This is a genomic window from Parolsenella sp. (assembly GCF_982402205.1).
Window position 1 is genome coordinate 1 of sequence record NZ_CEVYAT010000004.1, and the last position, 15,489, is coordinate 15,489.

At 63.2% G+C, this 15,489-nt stretch carries 14 protein-coding genes; 12 read left to right on the forward strand and 2 right to left on the reverse strand.

Translation table 11 applies throughout. The features are described 5' to 3' along the window. From AC1VTH_RS00600 to AC1VTH_RS00610, 3 genes are all read left to right on the forward strand, one after another. A partial coding sequence (locus AC1VTH_RS00600; protein ID WP_481334137.1) for a SurA N-terminal domain-containing protein occupies nucleotides 1-696 on the forward strand: 696 nt, incomplete at its 5' end. A gap of 62 nt (nucleotides 697-758) precedes the next feature. Continuing rightward, on the forward strand, nucleotides 759-1,187 hold the full coding sequence (locus AC1VTH_RS00605) for a PTS sugar transporter subunit IIA domain-containing protein (RefSeq protein ID WP_481334139.1): 429 nt from the start codon (nucleotides 759-761) through the stop codon (nucleotides 1,185-1,187). A 46-nt stretch (nucleotides 1,188-1,233) separates the two neighbouring features. Further along, nucleotides 1,234-2,241, forward strand: coding sequence for a LacI family DNA-binding transcriptional regulator (locus AC1VTH_RS00610; RefSeq protein ID WP_481334141.1), 1,008 nt, complete (start codon nucleotides 1,234-1,236; stop codon nucleotides 2,239-2,241). 88 nt (nucleotides 2,242-2,329) lie between these two features. Here the strand turns inward: AC1VTH_RS00610 and AC1VTH_RS00615 are convergent, their stop codons facing one another. Together AC1VTH_RS00615 and AC1VTH_RS00620 are read right to left on the reverse strand one after the other, a co-directional pair. Then, nucleotides 2,330-3,010: an AroM family protein gene (locus AC1VTH_RS00615; protein WP_481334143.1), complete on the reverse strand. Its 681-nt coding sequence runs from the start codon at nucleotides 3,008-3,010 to the stop codon at nucleotides 2,330-2,332. Nucleotides 3,011-3,159: 149 nt separating this feature from the next. Continuing rightward, nucleotides 3,160-4,098 carry a DUF1177 domain-containing protein gene (locus AC1VTH_RS00620; RefSeq protein WP_481334145.1) on the reverse strand — a complete coding sequence of 313 codons (939 nt, stop codon included), beginning with the start codon at nucleotides 4,096-4,098 and terminating at the stop codon, nucleotides 3,160-3,162. A gap of 138 nt (nucleotides 4,099-4,236) precedes the next feature. Between AC1VTH_RS00620 and AC1VTH_RS00625 the strand changes: the two genes are divergently transcribed. The 9 genes from AC1VTH_RS00625 to AC1VTH_RS00665 all read left to right on the forward strand — a co-directional run bounded on the left by AC1VTH_RS00625 (nucleotide 4,237) and on the right by AC1VTH_RS00665 (nucleotide 15,205). Beyond that, complete coding sequence (locus AC1VTH_RS00625) at nucleotides 4,237-5,652, forward strand: C1 family peptidase (RefSeq protein ID WP_481334147.1); 1,416 nt, start codon at nucleotides 4,237-4,239, stop codon at nucleotides 5,650-5,652. Between the two features lie 365 nt (nucleotides 5,653-6,017). Further along, nucleotides 6,018-7,619, forward strand: coding sequence for an ABC transporter substrate-binding protein (locus AC1VTH_RS00630; protein WP_481334149.1), 1,602 nt, complete (start codon nucleotides 6,018-6,020; stop codon nucleotides 7,617-7,619). 115 nt (nucleotides 7,620-7,734) lie between these two features. Then, the gene (locus tag AC1VTH_RS00635; protein WP_126422715.1) at nucleotides 7,735-8,691 is read left to right on the forward strand and encodes an ABC transporter permease; all 957 of its coding nucleotides are present in this window, start codon (nucleotides 7,735-7,737) and stop codon (nucleotides 8,689-8,691) included. After that, the gene (locus AC1VTH_RS00640) at nucleotides 8,691-9,596 is read left to right on the forward strand and encodes an ABC transporter permease (RefSeq protein WP_126422713.1); all 906 of its coding nucleotides are present in this window, start codon (nucleotides 8,691-8,693) and stop codon (nucleotides 9,594-9,596) included. The genes AC1VTH_RS00635 and AC1VTH_RS00640 overlap by 1 nt, the downstream gene beginning before the upstream one ends. Nucleotides 9,597-9,601: 5 nt before the next feature. Next, nucleotides 9,602-10,654, forward strand: a complete 1,053-nt coding sequence (locus AC1VTH_RS00645; protein WP_481334150.1) for an ABC transporter ATP-binding protein — start codon at nucleotides 9,602-9,604, stop codon at nucleotides 10,652-10,654. After that, nucleotides 10,655-11,647: an ABC transporter ATP-binding protein gene (locus tag AC1VTH_RS00650; RefSeq protein ID WP_481334152.1), complete on the forward strand. Its 993-nt coding sequence runs from the start codon at nucleotides 10,655-10,657 to the stop codon at nucleotides 11,645-11,647. It begins immediately after the preceding gene. A 75-nt stretch (nucleotides 11,648-11,722) separates the two neighbouring features. Then, the gene (locus AC1VTH_RS00655; RefSeq protein WP_481334154.1) at nucleotides 11,723-12,985 is read left to right on the forward strand and encodes a M20 family metallopeptidase; all 1,263 of its coding nucleotides are present in this window, start codon (nucleotides 11,723-11,725) and stop codon (nucleotides 12,983-12,985) included. After that, nucleotides 12,986-14,461 carry a S10 family peptidase gene (locus tag AC1VTH_RS00660; RefSeq protein WP_481334156.1) on the forward strand — a complete coding sequence of 492 codons (1,476 nt, stop codon included), beginning with the start codon at nucleotides 12,986-12,988 and terminating at the stop codon, nucleotides 14,459-14,461. A gap of 9 nt (nucleotides 14,462-14,470) precedes the next feature. After that, nucleotides 14,471-15,205 carry a hypothetical protein gene (locus AC1VTH_RS00665; RefSeq protein ID WP_481334158.1) on the forward strand — a complete coding sequence of 245 codons (735 nt, stop codon included), beginning with the start codon at nucleotides 14,471-14,473 and terminating at the stop codon, nucleotides 15,203-15,205. Nucleotides 15,206-15,489 lie beyond the last annotated feature (284 nt).

Genomic DNA, 15,489 nt, shown 5'->3' on the forward strand with positions numbered 1-15,489 from the left:
ACCACGCTGCTTTTGGGCATGCGCATCCGCGACACGAAGCGCACGAACCTCTCGCAGGGCTGGCGCATCCACGGCGAGCTTGGCGACGACGGCCGCTCGCGCGCCTGCGAGCTGCGCGTTGCTGTGCGCGACATCCTGCGCGTCAAGGCTCCCAAGCTCTCCGACGAGTGGGTGGCCGAGAACATGCCCAACGCCCACGACGTGCGCGGCCTCAAGCAGATTGTGCGCAAGACGCTTGTGGCCGAGGCCAAGAGCAAGCAGCACGACGAGCTGCTCGAGCGCGCTGCCAGCCAGCTCACCGGTCGCGTGACTTCGATGCCGCCCGCAGATGCCGTCGAGGCCATGGCCCAGGCGTCGTTCGAGGGCCTGCTCGAGCAAGTGCACGGAGGCGGTTACACCATCACCGAGTACCTCAACTCGCAGCACACGAGCGAGGAGAAGCTGCGCCAGATGCTCAAGGCCCAGGCGTCCTCCGAGCTCACGCGCCTCATGGCGCTCGATGCCCTGGTCCGCGACAACAGGCTCGAGCCCAGCGAGGAGGACTTTGCCCAGGCCGCGCGCACCGCTGGCAAGGCGGGAATCGAGAACCCCCGCGAGGCGCTCTCGGGCTCGCTCGGTCGCGTCTACGCCACACAGCTCGCCCGCCGCGCCCGTGCCAACGAGTGGCTGCTCGAGCGCCAGGGCCTCGGCCGCTAGAGCGTACTTGCCACAAAGCACTCATAAATCCGGGCCATGCGCCCACAACAAGGAGGTTTCACATGATTGGTTTCATCCTCACGGGTCACGGCGAGTTCGCCCCCGGCCTGGCCAGCGCCCTCGAGCTCGTTGCCGGTTGGCAGGAGGCCTTCAAGGTCGTGCCGTTCGATGTTGACAAGGCGTCTGACTACCCCGAGCTCATCCACGGCGAGATCGCCGCGATGCGCGAGCAGACCGACGGCGTCGTCGTGTTCTGCGACCTTCTCGGCGGCACGCCCTTCAACCAGGCCATGATGGCCTCCCAGACCACACCCGACGTCGAGATCGTCGTGGGTGCCAACCTGCCCATGCTCATCGAGACGCTCTTTGCCCGCAGCTCCGACGAGGCGGCAACCATCTCCTCGCTCGTCGAAACGGCCGTGAACGCCGGCAAGAACGGCGTTGACACGCGCAAGTTCGAGGCCTGCGCCGACGACGAGGACGACGAGTAGAGCCAACTTCCGCACATGCGTGGCCATACGTAGAAGAGGTGGGACCGTGGCAACAATCAGGGACGTCGCAAGCGAAGCGGATGTGTCGGTTGCCACGGTCTCGCGCTATCTCAACGGAGCGCAGCTGCGCGAGGACAACCGTCAGCGCATCGAGCGCGCCATCTCGGAGCTGGGATACCAGCCCAACATCCTGGGCCGTGCGTTTGCCACGGCCCACAGCTACACCGTAGGCATTCTCATAGGCAGCGCCACGAGCCCCTTCGCGGGCTCGCTCATGGGCCTCATCGAGCACGAGCTCGAGCGGCTGGGCTATGCGGCCCTCTTCGTCGAGTACCAGGGAGACCCCGACCTTTTGGTCGAGAAGGTCGACTTTCTGGTGTCGCGCCAGGTCGATGGCCTCGTGGTGGTTCTCTCCGAGCTGCCGGAGTCTTCCGCGGAGTTCCTGCGCCACGTCGACGTGCCGGTGGTGCTCATCGACAACCCGCTCGTGGGGCCCAGCGCAGACTCTATCGTGGTCGACAACTGCGAGGCCGTGCGCCAGGCGGTGGGCGCCATGCTCGACGCGGGCCACGTGCGCGTGGGCCTCGTTGCCATGAGCGACCTGTCCCATGTGGGCGCGGAGCGCACGCGCGGGTGGAGGAGCGCCTACGAGGAGCGCGGCATGCGCGCGGACGAGCGGTTCATACGTCGCTGCGAGTCGGTCAAGGACATCGCCGCGAGTGCCGCGAGCGAGCTCATCAACGAGGGCGTCACGGCGCTGTTCGCCTGCAACCACTACCTGGAGCTGGGCGCGCTCAAGGCGATGCTGCGTCGCCAGATCAGCCCGGGCGTCGACCTGGGGTTCGCGGGCTTTGACGAGATCGAGTTCGCCGACGTCTTCGACCCCATCCCCGCCTGCGTGGTGCAGCCCATCTGTGCCATCGCCTCGCTGGCGGCGAGCCTGCTGCTGGGGCGCATCGGCCATGGCTTTGCGCCCGACGGCATCCACCGCGTGCCCTGCGAGGTGCGCCTCACCGAGTCCATCTACGGCGGCCTTGCGAGCGTGCGCGCCTAGCGGTTTGGGACACTTAAGCCCGTAGCTTTATCGTCCCAAACCGCAGGAAAAGTGGGACAGAAAGGCTACGGGCGCAAGTGTCCCATCTTTAGCCGAGAAGCTCGGAGACGACGCTTGCGACGAGGGTGCGGGGCAGCAGCACGTCAAGGCCGCTCTCGCGCCTCGCGGCGTCGCGCATCGCCACCGTGAAGCCCATGCAGTCGAGGCACAGAAACGCGTCGTCGTGGCCGCGCAGGCTGCGGGCCGCGCGCGAGACGCCGTCGATGCCCTGGTAGGGGCTCGCGGCCACCACGTCGACGTCGACGCCGCTCGCCGCCCACCATTGGCGCGCCTGCTCGGCCTGCTCGGGCTCGGGCACCATCACGGCCACGCGCCTGCCGCCTGCCAGGGCGCGGGCACACTGGTGTAGCAGCGGCTGCGGAAACACGAGCGGCACCTCGTGCTCGAGTTCGGGGAACGAACCCGTGCACAGCACGATGATGGCGCGGCAGCCCTCCGCCTGCGCCTGCTCGATCTTTGCCTGCACGAGCGGCACGACCTTATCGCCCGAGAAAGTGGCCTGCGAGCCGTCGCGCATGCGGGAGACGAGCACCTCCTCGTCGGGCTCGGGCGGAAGCGTGCGCTCGACCTGCTCAAGCGTGAGGTCATCGAGCGCGCCGTACTCCACCAGCTCGAGGGTGTCTGCGAGGCGCGGCACGAGGTCGCACGTCATGTCCGTGCGGGGCGACTGCCCCACGGTGATGCCTGCGATGCGTGTCTTGTGTGACATGGCTGCCTTCCTCGTGCTTTTGCGGTTGGCGTATGCTCGCCGCCCGTCTCGTCTCCTGCGGTCGGCGCGTGCCCGCCTCCCGTCTCGCCCAATGAATCGATGCAAGAAAAGGGCCCGCCGGCTGTCCGACGGGCCCCGCGAAATCGTTGCTACTTGGCCTCGCCCATGCCCTGGAAGCGGCTCATGTCGCCGTACAGGTCGGTGAGGTGGGCAAACTGCTGCTCGTCGTAGAACTTGCAGGCGCCCGGGCCAAAGACCTTTGCGACCTCGACCGCGAAGCGTGCGGCCTCCTCGACGTCGGTGCCGTGCGTGGCGCCGGTGGCGCAGCCCGCGACCATCTGCTCGGTGGCGATGGCCACGCCCACGACGGGGGCGTCGGTGGCGGTGGTGGGCTGCAGGATCGAGTTGAGGTGGTACAGGTCGTTGCCGTAGGGCGTGATGTCCTGCTGCGAGAGGGCAAAGACCTGCGGCATCTTGCCGGTGACGCGCGTCATGACGTCCATGAGGTCGTTGGAGACCGACAGGATGTAACCCTGCTTGGTCGTGGGCGAGATGGCGATGCCGTTGACGTTGATGATGCGGTTGCCCTTGGTGGTGTCGATGGAGACGATGGCGTCCATGCGCTCGTCGACCTCCATGCGGTTCATGGTCTCCATGTCGATGGGGGAGTCCATGAAGGGCACGGGCTCGTGCGGCAGCGTGGGGGCGTCGGGACAGATGTGGGTGGCCACGATGACGTCGCCCTCGAGGATGTCGCCGTTGGCGTGCATCTCGGTGAGCTTGAGGGCGGCGGTGAGGGCGGCCACGGCACCGTCACCGTCGGAGACCGCGCCGATCATCTCGGGGCGGGCGCCAAGGCCACCGAGGCGGCCAACGATGCCCAGCGTAGGTGCACTGCCGCCGCTCGACTTGCCGTTGGAGCCGGGGACGAGGACCTTGATGCAGTCGGTGCCGCCGCGCTCGCCGCTCACTCGCTCGACCACGACGTCGGTGGCGCCGCGCTCGCGCAGGAAGTCGGCAACCTCGTTGCCGGAGGCCTGGGGCTTGTCGATGAGGTCATAGATATCGAGCATCTGACGCAGAAGCATGGCGGCTCACTTTCGATTGGTCGTATTGGTCTGGCCTGTCCGGCCATCGGAACATGATAGGACAAGATGAGCGTTTCGAACCCTTCCAAGCGCTATGCTGATTACCAATGTTGAAATAATGCAACCAAGGAGAATAACGTGGCTTCAGACGAGCTTGACCTCTCTGCCGTGAACGAGCTGACGAACGAGTTCGCCAGCGTGCGCGCCAACCGCGTGGCACGCAACTCCGTCACCGCGCTCGGCGTGGTCGAGGCCAGCGTCGACCGCAGGCAGGCGCGCAACTACCAGGACACCTTCGGCGTGTCGCTCAAGGCTGCCAAGACCGTGACCGGCCAGCGCCACTCTGGTCGCTGCTGGATGTTCTCGACGCTCAACGTCCTGCGCTCCAAGGTCCTTGCCAACCTCGACATCGATGACTTCGAGTTCTCGCAGAACTACATCCAGTTCTACGACAAGCTCGAGCGCTGCAACTCTCGTCTCGAGTACGTCATCGACACGGCGGATCGCCCCTGGAACGACCGCGAGGTCACCCAGCTCATGCTCACGCCGGTCGAGGACGGCGGCCAGTTCGTCTTCTGCTGCAACCTCGTGAAGAAGTGGGGCGCCATCCCCAAGGCCCTCATGCCCGACACTGCCTGCAACAAGGACACGGCGCAGATGAACGCCCTGCTCACGACCCTCCTTCGCAAGGACGCCACGATCCTGCGCAAGATGGCTGCGAACGGCGCCACGCTCGAGGAGCTTCGCGCCAAGAAGCAGGAGATGCTACCTGAGTTCCACCAGATCCTTTGCTGCTGCCTGGGCGAGCCACCCGTGACCTTCGACCTCGCGATTGAGGTGGGCGAGGGCGCCGACGTCGACGCCTCAAAGGTCGAGGAGGTCGTCTCCGCCAACGGTGGCGAGCCGCGACGCGTCCTGCGCGACCACGGCATCACGCCCCAGCAGTTTGCTGAGCGCTACGTGAAACTTGACCTCTCGCAGTACGTCGAGCTCGTCAACTTTCCGGGCGAGACCCGTCTCTACGAACACGCCTATGGCATCCGCTACTTCGATCCGGTTATCGGCGGCCAGCGCCTGCGCTTCCTCAACATGCCGATGGAGGACCTCGAGAACGCCGCCGTCGAGTCGCTCAAGGCCGGCGTCCCCGCGTTCATGATGTGCGCCGTCAACAAGAACCTCATGCGCAAGGACGAGGACTTCTCCGGCGTGCTCGCGCTCGATGGCATGGACCTCGACGGTACCTTTGGCGTCGACCTCTCCCAGACCAAGGCCGAGATGATCGATGACCGCGAGTGTGGCATGACGCACTGCATGGCCTTCCAGGGCGTCGAGCTGGGCGAGGACGGCAAGCCCGTGGCCTGGCGCGTCGAGAACAGCTGGGGCGACGACTTTGGCTTTGACGGCTACCTCGTCATGGACGCGGACTGGTTCCGCCTCTACGGCGGCGACGTCGTGGTGGAGCGCCGCTTCCTGCCGCAGCGCATCCTCGACCTCTGGGATACCCTGCCGCTCGAGGACGTTGACTATTGGGATAACATGCTCGCGATTGGCTAGGGGCTTTAGGGCGGGAATCCCCAAGGGCAACGTCGCCTCTAAGAGCCTTCTTCACATATGAGTGATGGAATGTCCGCAGGCGGTCAAACAGTGCTTTGCCGTCTGCGGCTTTTTTACACCCGTTCACGTAAAAATGTAGTCTAATTAGAGACAATCATAAGGAAAAGCAGGAAGTTACTGCTTTACCCAAAAGCAGTTCAGTATTTCGCCTAAGTAAACCATCTCGTATCGCTAGCTCAACGTGATGCCGTTTCAGATATCTTTTATGAAGCGAATTGCATGGCTGATAAGGAATTTGCACTTTCCAGGCATATCCGCGTTTTTCAAGAGGGCACTAGCGTCCTGACACCAAAATGGGAGGAACCATGTCTGACCTCAAGATTTCTCGTCGTTCTTTCGTCGGTGGTGTGTCCATCTTTGCGGCAGCGATGGCGGGTACCGCACTCTCCGGCTGCAGCTCTGATGGTGGCTCGACTTCCACCGGTGCTGGCGCCGATGGCGGCACGCTCATCCTCAGCCTGCCCTCCTCGCCCAAGTACCTCGACCCCATCAAGTACACGGGCGCCTATGAGGCCCAGATCATCTGGTGCGTGTGCGACACCCTCGTCGACTACAACATCGACCTCACCGAGATCGTTCCCCAGCTCGCCACCGAGTGGAAGGTCTCCGACGACGGCCTCACCTACACCTTCACCATCCGTGATGATGCTAAGTTCCAGGCTGGCCAGTACCAGGAGGGCCGCGCCGTCGTCGCCGAGGACGTCAAGTACTCCCTCGAGCGCTCCGCGACCGAGTCCGCGATGAACCGCCTCGCCATGCTCGACCACTGCAACGTCGTTGATGACCACACGGTCGAGTGCGTGCTGAAGGCCCCTAACGCCTCGTTCCTCACCGCTCTTACGGATGCCGGCAACGTCATCGTCCCGAAGGAAGAGGTCGAGGGCTGGGGCGATGCCTTCGGCGACCACCTCGTGGGCTCTGGTGCGTTCAAGCTCGACCAGTTCGTGAAGGACCAGCAGAGCGACCTGTCCCGCTCTGAATGCTACTGGGGCGAGAAGCCGCACCTCGATGGCCTCACCATCAAGGTCGTTACCGACATGACCCAGTCTGCCAACGGCCTGGCCACGGGCGAGATCGACATCGCCACTTCGCTCACGGGCGAGGCCACCCAGACCATCAAGAACAATGACCAGCTCGTGCTGGACCAGAAGCCGGCACTTCACGTTGCCTACGTCTACATGAACCAGGTCAACGGCCCCACCGCCGACCAGAAGGTCCGCAAGGCCATTCTCATGGCTGTCAACCGCGATGACCTGGTCAAGGGTGTCTATCCCTATGGCGAGGCTACGACCGCCGTGCTGCCCCTGCCCAAGGACTCTTGGGGCTATGACGAGTCCGTCGAGGCTGACGTCCCGGCCTATGATCCCGAGGGCGCCAAGAAGCTCCTCGCTGAGGCTGGCTATCCGGACGGTCTCACCCTCAACATGTACATCTCCAACACCGAGGCTCGCGTGAAGATGGCCACCATCCTCCAGCAGGCCCTCAAGGAGAACCTGAACATCGACCTCGCCATCAACCCGAGCGACTGGGGCACCTTTAGCGCCGCCGCCGCCGCCGGCAAGGCTGACCTGTACGGCATGAGCTGGTCCTGGTTCCCCGACCCCTACTTCTTCCTCAACAAGCTGTTCAGCTCCACGGAGATTGGCGCGCTTGGCAACGGCGCTGGCTTCAGTCACCCCGAGGTCGACGAGCTGCTCGACAAGGCCCTCGAGGTCACGGACCAGAACGAGCGTGCCAAGTACTACAAGGAGGCCCTGAAGAAGATCGTCTCCTATGACCCGATGCTCGTCTATGGCTCCGAGTTCGTGAACACCGGCCTTACGAAGAAGGTTGAGGGCTTCCAGAGCCGCGCTGACAACAAGACGGTCATCGTCTCCAGCGAGATCAACATCTCCAAGACGGCGTAATTTGAGCTATTCATTCAGTTAAGAATGATGGGGGCATGGCCCAGAGCCGTGCCCCCATCACATGGTTACGCGGGCACAAGGTCCCGCCAGACTCCGCTCAGGGGGTGTTGCAAAGGTGGCAAAGACAATCCTCAAAAGGATTCTCCAGACGATTCCGGTTCTGTTCGTAGTCGTCACCATCACCTTCGTCCTCACGCGCATGATTCCGGGCGATCCAGCGGCGCAGATGCTGGGTCCGCAGGCGTCACCCGATGCGATTGCGACGATGAGAGTAAAGATGGGCCTCGATGAGCCCATGCTTACGCAGTACATCAACTATTTGGTTGGTATCCTGCACGGCAATTTCGGCTATTCGTACTCATACAGTGGCCCCGTCATGCCCATCATTCTGAGCAGGCTTCCCTCCACGCTTTCGATCACCCTTACGGGCCTCGTGCTCGCGCTTCTCGTCGGCGTGCCCATTGGCGTCGTGTCCGCCGTGAAGCAGAACACCATCTTTGACTACGTCTTCATGGTGCTCGCCCTCGTTGGCGTGTCTATGCCTATTTTCTGGCTGGGCCTCATGCTCGTCCTCACCTTCTCGGTGAATTTGGGCTGGCTTCCCGCCATGGGCATGGGTGCGATGTCGAAGGGCGTCTGGGACGTCATTAGCCACATGATCCTGCCGTGCTTCTGCTTGGCGACGATCCCCGCGGCGACGTTTGCCCGCATCACGCGCTCGAGCATGCTCGAGACGATCAACGGTGAGTACATCAAGGCCCTCCGCGCCCGCGGCATCAAGGAGTCCAAGATCATCTGGAAGCACGCGCTCAAGAACGCGCTCCCGCCCATCGTGACCGTCTTGGGCCTTCAGCTTGCCAGCGCCTTCGCTGGCGCCATCCTGACGGAGACCATCTTCTCTTGGCCTGGCCTTGGCACGCTTATCGTCAATGCCGTCAACGGCCGTGACTACTCGCTCATTCAGGGCGTGGTCCTGTTCTCCGCCGTTGTCTTCGTCTTCGTTAACCTCGTTGTTGACATCGTCTACATGGTCATCAACCCCAAGGTCAATTATGAGGGGGGTAGCAACTAATGGCAGATAACGCTACTGGCGCTAGCCTTTCTGACGAGGCAACGCTCAAGATGCTCGAGCGCGAGCGCAAGGCGAACAACGCCTGGCACAAGCTCGCTCGTAACAAGATGGCGCTCGTGGGCCTTGCGATCGTCGTCGTGATGGTGATTCTCGCCGTCTTTGCGCCTCTGCTTGCTCCGTGTGACCCCAACGCCACGGATACCGGCAACATGTTTGCCGCTCCCGGAGTGGGTGGCCACCTGTTTGGCACTGACGCCTTTGGCCGCGACCTTCTCTCCCGCGTGATCTATGGTGCGCGCATCTCAATCTTCATCGCCATCGGCGGCACCATCCTCGGTGCCATCGTCGGCATCCTGCTCGGCCTCGTCGCCGGCTTCTTTGGCGGCATCGTTGACTCCGTGATCATGCGCATCATGGACGGCATGATGGCGTTCCCGTTCATCCTGCTCTCCCTTATCCTCATGACCATCCTCGGACAGGGCACCATCAACGTGATCATCGCGATTGGCGTTGCCAACGTGCCTAACTTCGCTCGTGTCGTGCGCGGCCAGGTCCATGTCGTGAAGAACGAGGAGTACTGCAACGCCGAGCGCGTCATTGGCGCCAGCCCCGCTCGCATCCTCTTCAAGCATATCTTCGCCAATGCCATGAGCCCGGTCATCGTCTACTTCACGCTCAACATCGCCAGCGCGATCATCTCTGAGGCCGCGCTTTCCTTCCTCGGTCTTGGCATCCAGCCGCCCACCGCTTCTTGGGGCTCGATTCTTTCCGAGGGCAAGAGCTGCCTGCAGGGCGCTCCTCACATCGCCACGATTTCTGGCATGTTCATCCTCGTCACCGTTCTTGGCTTCAACCTGTTTGGTGACGGTATTCGTGACGTTCTCGACCCGAAGCAGAAGAGGTAGGCCCTATGAGCGAGAACAACTCTCAGGCTACCGAGACCAACGCAGCTACCGGGCAGGTCTCGGAGCATCTTGTTGAGGTCCACGACCTTAAGACGTACTTCCACACGGCTGCCGGCGTCGCCAAGGCCGTCGACGGCGTGAGCTTCACGCTCGATCGTGGCAAGACCCTTGCCATCGTGGGTGAGTCTGGCTCCGGAAAGTCCGTCACCTCGAGCTCTCTGATGCACCTTCTGCCCAAGACCGGCAAGATCGAGGGCGGCAGCGTCATGTTCGACGGCAAGGACATCGTGCATGCCTCCGAGGCCGAGCTCCGCGAGCTTCGTGGCAAGGACATCTCGATGATCTTCCAGGACCCGATGACGGCCCTTGACCCGGTGTTCAAGGTCGGCACCCAGATGATCGAGAACATCCGCCTACATGACGGTCTCGACAAGGAGGCCGCGCGCGAGCGTGCCATCGAGATGCTGAAGCTCGTGAGCATCCCCAACCCCGAGAAGCGTATGGACTCGTATCCGTACGAGCTCTCCGGTGGTATGTGCCAGCGCGTCATGATCGCCATGGCAATGAGCTGCCACCCCAAGTTCATCATCGCCGACGAGCCCACTACCGCCCTCGACGTGACGGTGCAAGCTCAGGTCCTGAGCCTGCTCAAGGGCCTTCAGGACACGCTCAACACGGGCATTCTCCTCATCACGCACAACCTCGGCATCGTCTGGCAGATGGCTGATGACGTTATGGTCATGTATGCGGGCCGTACCTGCGAATATGCTCCCATGGAGGAGCTCTACGCCAATCCGCTTCACCCCTATACCTGGGGCCTGCTGGATTCCATGCCCAAGCTCTCCGATAAGGCGAAGACCGACCTCAAGACCATTCCGGGTGTTCCGCCCGATCTGAGGCTCACCGGCACCTGCTGCAACTTCTACAACCGTTGCCCCTACGCCTGTGAGAAGTGCAAGAACGAGGTTCCGCCGCTGGTCGAGGTCAAGCCTGGCCACTTCGTGGCGTGCCACAGGCAGAACGGCGAGGAGAGTCTCGTTCGTGGGGAGGCGAACTAAATGGCCAACGATAATGTGATTCTTGGCATCAAGAACCTTAACAAGGAGTTCCGTCTTCGTGGTGACGGCCTCTTCGGCAAGCCTCAGACGCTTCATGCGCTGTCCGGTGTTTCGCTTGATGTCTATGAGGGTGAGACGCTCGGCATCATTGGCGAGTCCGGTTGTGGCAAGTCGACCCTTGGACGTTGCATCGTTGGTCTCCATGAGCCCACGAGCGGCGAGATTATCTATAACGGCCAGGATATTTCCAAGCTTAAGGGCGCCGCGCGCAAGCCCGTGCACAAGGATCTCCAGATGATCTTTCAGGACTCCTATTCGAGTCTTGACCCTCGCTTCACCGCGGCGGCTTCCATTGAGGAGCCGATGGTCATCCATGGCATCGAGCCAGATGCCGCGAAGCGCCAGCAGAAGGTTCTTGACCTTATGAAGGAAGTCGGCCTCGACATCCAGCACCTGCAGCGCTACCCGCATGAGTTCTCCGGTGGCCAGCGCCAGCGCATCAATGTCGCTCGCGCCCTCTCGCTTGACCCGAAGATCATCGTGTGCGACGAGCCCGTCTCGGCGCTCGACGTCTCCATCCAGGCTCAGGTCCTGAACCTCTTCCGCCGCCTGCAGCGCGAGCGTGGCCTCACGTACGTGTTCATCAGCCACGACCTTTCCGTGGTCAAGCACATCTCCGACCGCGTGGCCATCATGTACCTCGGCCGCGTCATGGAGATTTCGCCGGCGCACATCATCTACGAGAACCCGCTGCACCCCTACACGAAGGCGCTCCTCTCGGCCATCCCGCCCGAGAATCCCTTCGAGCGTCACCCCGAGATGAAGCTCGAGGGAGAGATCCCGAGTCCCGTGGGAGACCAGGTTGGCTGCCCGCTCGCCGGGCGCTGCCCCAACGCCACGGAGCGCTGCCACCGCGAGCGCCCGGCGCTCGTGGAGGTCGAGGACAACCACAAGGTGGCCTGCTTCCTATATCACGACGAGGTTGCCGAGTAACATAGAGCAACGGTTACAAGTCGCCCGGTCAGGCATCGCTTGGCCGGGCCGTTCATCAAAGAGGGAATGCCGAGAATGACAGTCACGAAGCAGCAGCTGCACGAGGCGGTGCTCGCCCACAAGGACGATCTGCTCAAGCTTTGCCAGCAGCTCATCCAGATCAAGAACCAGAGCCCGATTGATGACCAGGAGCCCGCTATCAAGTTCGTTCGTGACTACCTTGCCGAGCACGGCATCGAGTCCGAGCGCATCGTTGCGGACAGCGGCGAGGACTATCCTGTCGTCTATGCTCGCATTGGATCTGAGGAGGGCTTCCGCGTCGTCCTGAACGGTCACGTTGACGTCGTGCCCGTTGGCAATCTTGATGGCTGGGACTTCGATCCGTTCGGCGGCGAGATCCGCGACGGCAAGATGCTCGGCCGCGGCACCTCTGACATGAAGTGCGGCCTCGCGGTCCTGCTCTTCTCGATGGCCATGCTCAACGAGAGCGGCGCCGAGCTCAAGGGCGACATCCGCCTCCACGTCGTCTGCGACGAGGAGATTGCCGGCACCGGCACCAAGTGGTTCTGCGAGAACGGCTATGCCGACGGCGCTGATGCCGTCATGATCGGCGAGCCCACTGGCCACGACACGATTGAGATTGGCCAGAAGGGCATCCTCCACCTCACGTTCACCGCTCATGGCGTGCCCGGCCACGGCTCGACCGGCAACTACAAGGGCGATAACGCCATCAACAAGCTCGCGAAGGTCATCCCCTTCATCGACGAGATCACCGCTGTCCCCGGTCACTATGACGAGTCCCAGGCTCGCGCTGTCAAGAACTCGCGCACCGTCGCCGAGCGTACGATCGGCACTCCTGGTGTTGGCAATGTCATCGACCACTGCTCCACCAACGTCGGTATCATTCAGGGTGGCGGCAAGATCAACCAGGTGCCGGACTTTGCCTCCTGCAGCGTCGACGTTCGCCTGCCGTATGGCTGCAAGCACGAGGAAGTCGTTGCTGCGGTTGATGCGCTGATTGCCAAGAGTGGTGTCGAGGGTGTCGAGGCCACCTATAACTGGATTGCCGAGGGCAACTACACCGACGATGAGTCCAAGCTGGTCACGAGCCTCAAGAAGAATATCGAGGACGTCTGGAACGAGGAGTGCCTGCCGGCTTACCAGTGGGCGAGCTCTGACGCCGCGCACTACCGCGCGCTCGGGGCCCCGACGATCCAGTTTGGCCCGGCCAACAACGAGGGCATCCATGGCTACAACGAGGATGTCGACGTTATCGATATCGTTCACTCGGCGGAAATCTACATGATGTCGCTCTGCGACATGCTGGGGGTGGAGTAGATGAGCGAGCAGTTTGCGGCGCCCGTCGCCGATGCGAACGCGGTGCCCGAGGCCAAGAGCAGCGATACCCTGACCTGGAGCGTGGGCGAGGAGTCCATCGACTACGTGGCCAGTGCCGGGCACCTTGACATCTATGACCCGCAGCGCGTGCTCGAGGGCAAGATGTTCAACGTGAGCTACGTTGCCTCCACCGTGAACGGCGAGGCCGTCGACGCGGCCAAGCGTCCCGTGACGTTTGCCTTCAATGGCGGCCCTGGCTCGGCCTCCGTGCCCATCAACCTGGGCGGCTTGGGCCCGCGCCGCGTGGTGAGCGAGGGCGAGAAGTTCGCCAGCGCCTCTTACGAGGTCGTCGACAACCCCGGCACGCTGCTGCGCGAGACCGACCTCGTGTTCCTCGACGCGCTGGGCACCGGCTGGTCCTTCGTGGCCGACGGCTACGACAAGGCCCGCGTCTATGGCCTCGAGGAGGACGCCCGCACCTTCTGCCGCGCCATCATCCGCTGGCTCGACGAGAACAACCGCTGGGGGTCGCCGCTCTACATCTACGGCGAGTCCTACGGCACGATGCGCTCCGCCGTGCTCATGCGCTACCTCGGCGAGGCCGGCGTGCCGCTGGCCGGCGTCGTGATGCTCTCGGCCTACTTCGACTGGTCGCAGAACCTGCCTGGCAACGACCTTTACTACCTGGGCATGCTGCCGAGCTTTGCCTCGACGGCCCAGCACTTTGGCATCACGGGCCGCGGCGTCGACGTCGACAAGTGGTTCGACGAGGCCAGCGAGTTTACCGCCGGCGAGTACGCCGCATCGCTCATGAAGGGCGACCGTATCGACCCGCGCGAGAAGCGCCGCATCGCCAAGAAGATGGAGCGCTACATCGGCATTCCGGCCGAGCTTCTGCTCGAGCACAACAACCGCATCGAGCTCGAGGACTTCCGTGCGAACCTCCTCAAGGACAAGGGCCTCATGTGCGGCCGCCTCGACATGCGCTACACCGAGACGATGACGCTGCCGGTCCAGCGCAACACGTTCTACTTCGCCTGCGAGGACCCGGCGGGCCACGCCCTCGAGAACGCCTGGTACGGCGCCTTCCGCAGCTTCCTGCGTAGCGAGCTTGGCTACGAGAACCCGGCCGAGTACCGTCTGTCCGTGTGGAGCGAGATTGGCATTGGCTGGAACTGGGTGCACGACGAGCCTGGCATGGACGACACCAAGACCGCCGCGCCCAACCTCGCCTTCGACATCGCCACGGCGCTGCGCCGCAGCCCTACCACCAAGCTCGCCATCCTGGGCGGTCGCTACGACGCGGCCACCCCGTGGTGGAACATGGACCACACGATGTCGCAGCTGTTCCTGCCGCGCGAGCTCAAGGAGCGCATCACCTACCACCGCTACGGCTGCGGCCACATGGCCTACACCGACGTGCCCGCGCTCATGCAGATGGTCGATGACATGCACGCGTTCTATACGGCGGAGTAGGAGGGGAGCATGGATCAGGGAACCATCCAGGCCATCGGCATCGCCGCGGTCATTATTTTCCTGGCGGTCTCGGCCATCTCGCCCATCGCGCGCAACGTCATTGCCAACAAGGCGCAGAACCAGTTTATGGCCGGCGACTTCGAGGGCCTGCTCAAGACTCTGTCGTCACCCATGGCGGGCATCGCGCTGCCCAAGTTCAACCAGGAGTTCATGAGGCTCAACGCCTACGAGGCCTCCCAGAACGTCGAGGGCGTGCAGCAGACGCTCGACAAGCTGCTCAAGCTGCCGGCCAGCGCCGAGCAGCGCCGCATTCTGCTGTCGCGCGCGCTCAACTTCTATGAGGGCCAGAACGACGAGGACCGCGCCACGCACGTGCTCGAGCTCGTTGACGCCCTGCCCGATCAGTGTAAGGGCGAGGCCGTCGACCTTGCCAAGGAACTGCGCTGCGACTCGCACCAGACGTTCGACATCGTGTTCAGGGGGTCGTACTCCCACATCGCCGAGATGGAGCACGCGCTGGCGAGCGCCGAGGGAGACGAGCGGGCCCGCCTCAACTACTACCTGTCGCTGCAGTACGCCAACAAGGGCGACGAGAAGCGCGCCGACGAGTATCTGGGCCGCATCGCCAAGGCCTATGGCTTTGAGCGTCCCGCCGCTGCTGACGAGGATGAGGCCAGTGCTGCCGAGGGTGACGCCGCGGAGGGCGACGACGCTGATTCCGCAAAGACCGGCGATGCCGAGTAGCCCTTCTCGCACATAGATTGCTGCGCTACGCGCCCAGTCCCTGGACCCACTCCCGGGGACTGGGCGTTGTTTCGGGACAACTCGTGCCACCAATGTCAGCTGTGCTAAACTATGCAGCTAGGCTATGACGGAGAGGTTTGGCTGTCGCGTCGCCAGCGGATAAGAGATGGGGCCCACCGGCTGAGAGGTCCCTCCAAGGCTGACGGCCAGAGTTCACTCCACCAGCCGCGAACTGAACGCGCCCACGCGGCGTTAGTAGGGGAGCCGTAGGCCCCACGGAACGG

Bases quoted from the DNA above. Each gene is read 5' to 3' on its own strand.
- AC1VTH_RS00640 (WP_126422713.1), top strand. From the start codon at position 8,691: ATGGCAGATAACGCTACTGGCGCTAGCCTTTCTGACGAGGCAACGCTC.
- AC1VTH_RS00655 (WP_481334154.1), top strand. From the start codon at position 11,723: ATGACAGTCACGAAGCAGCAGCTGCACGAGGCGGTGCTCGCCCACAAG.
- AC1VTH_RS00620 (WP_481334145.1), bottom strand. From the start codon at position 4,098: ATGCTTCTGCGTCAGATGCTCGATATCTATGACCTCATCGACAAGCCC.
- AC1VTH_RS00665 (WP_481334158.1), top strand. From the start codon at position 14,471: ATGGATCAGGGAACCATCCAGGCCATCGGCATCGCCGCGGTCATTATT.
- AC1VTH_RS00645 (WP_481334150.1), top strand. From the start codon at position 9,602: ATGAGCGAGAACAACTCTCAGGCTACCGAGACCAACGCAGCTACCGGG.
- AC1VTH_RS00650 (WP_481334152.1), top strand. From the start codon at position 10,655: ATGGCCAACGATAATGTGATTCTTGGCATCAAGAACCTTAACAAGGAG.
- AC1VTH_RS00605 (WP_481334139.1), top strand. From the start codon at position 759: ATGATTGGTTTCATCCTCACGGGTCACGGCGAGTTCGCCCCCGGCCTG.
- AC1VTH_RS00630 (WP_481334149.1), top strand. From the start codon at position 6,018: ATGTCTGACCTCAAGATTTCTCGTCGTTCTTTCGTCGGTGGTGTGTCC.
- AC1VTH_RS00660 (WP_481334156.1), top strand. From the start codon at position 12,986: ATGAGCGAGCAGTTTGCGGCGCCCGTCGCCGATGCGAACGCGGTGCCC.
- AC1VTH_RS00615 (WP_481334143.1), bottom strand. From the start codon at position 3,010: ATGTCACACAAGACACGCATCGCAGGCATCACCGTGGGGCAGTCGCCC.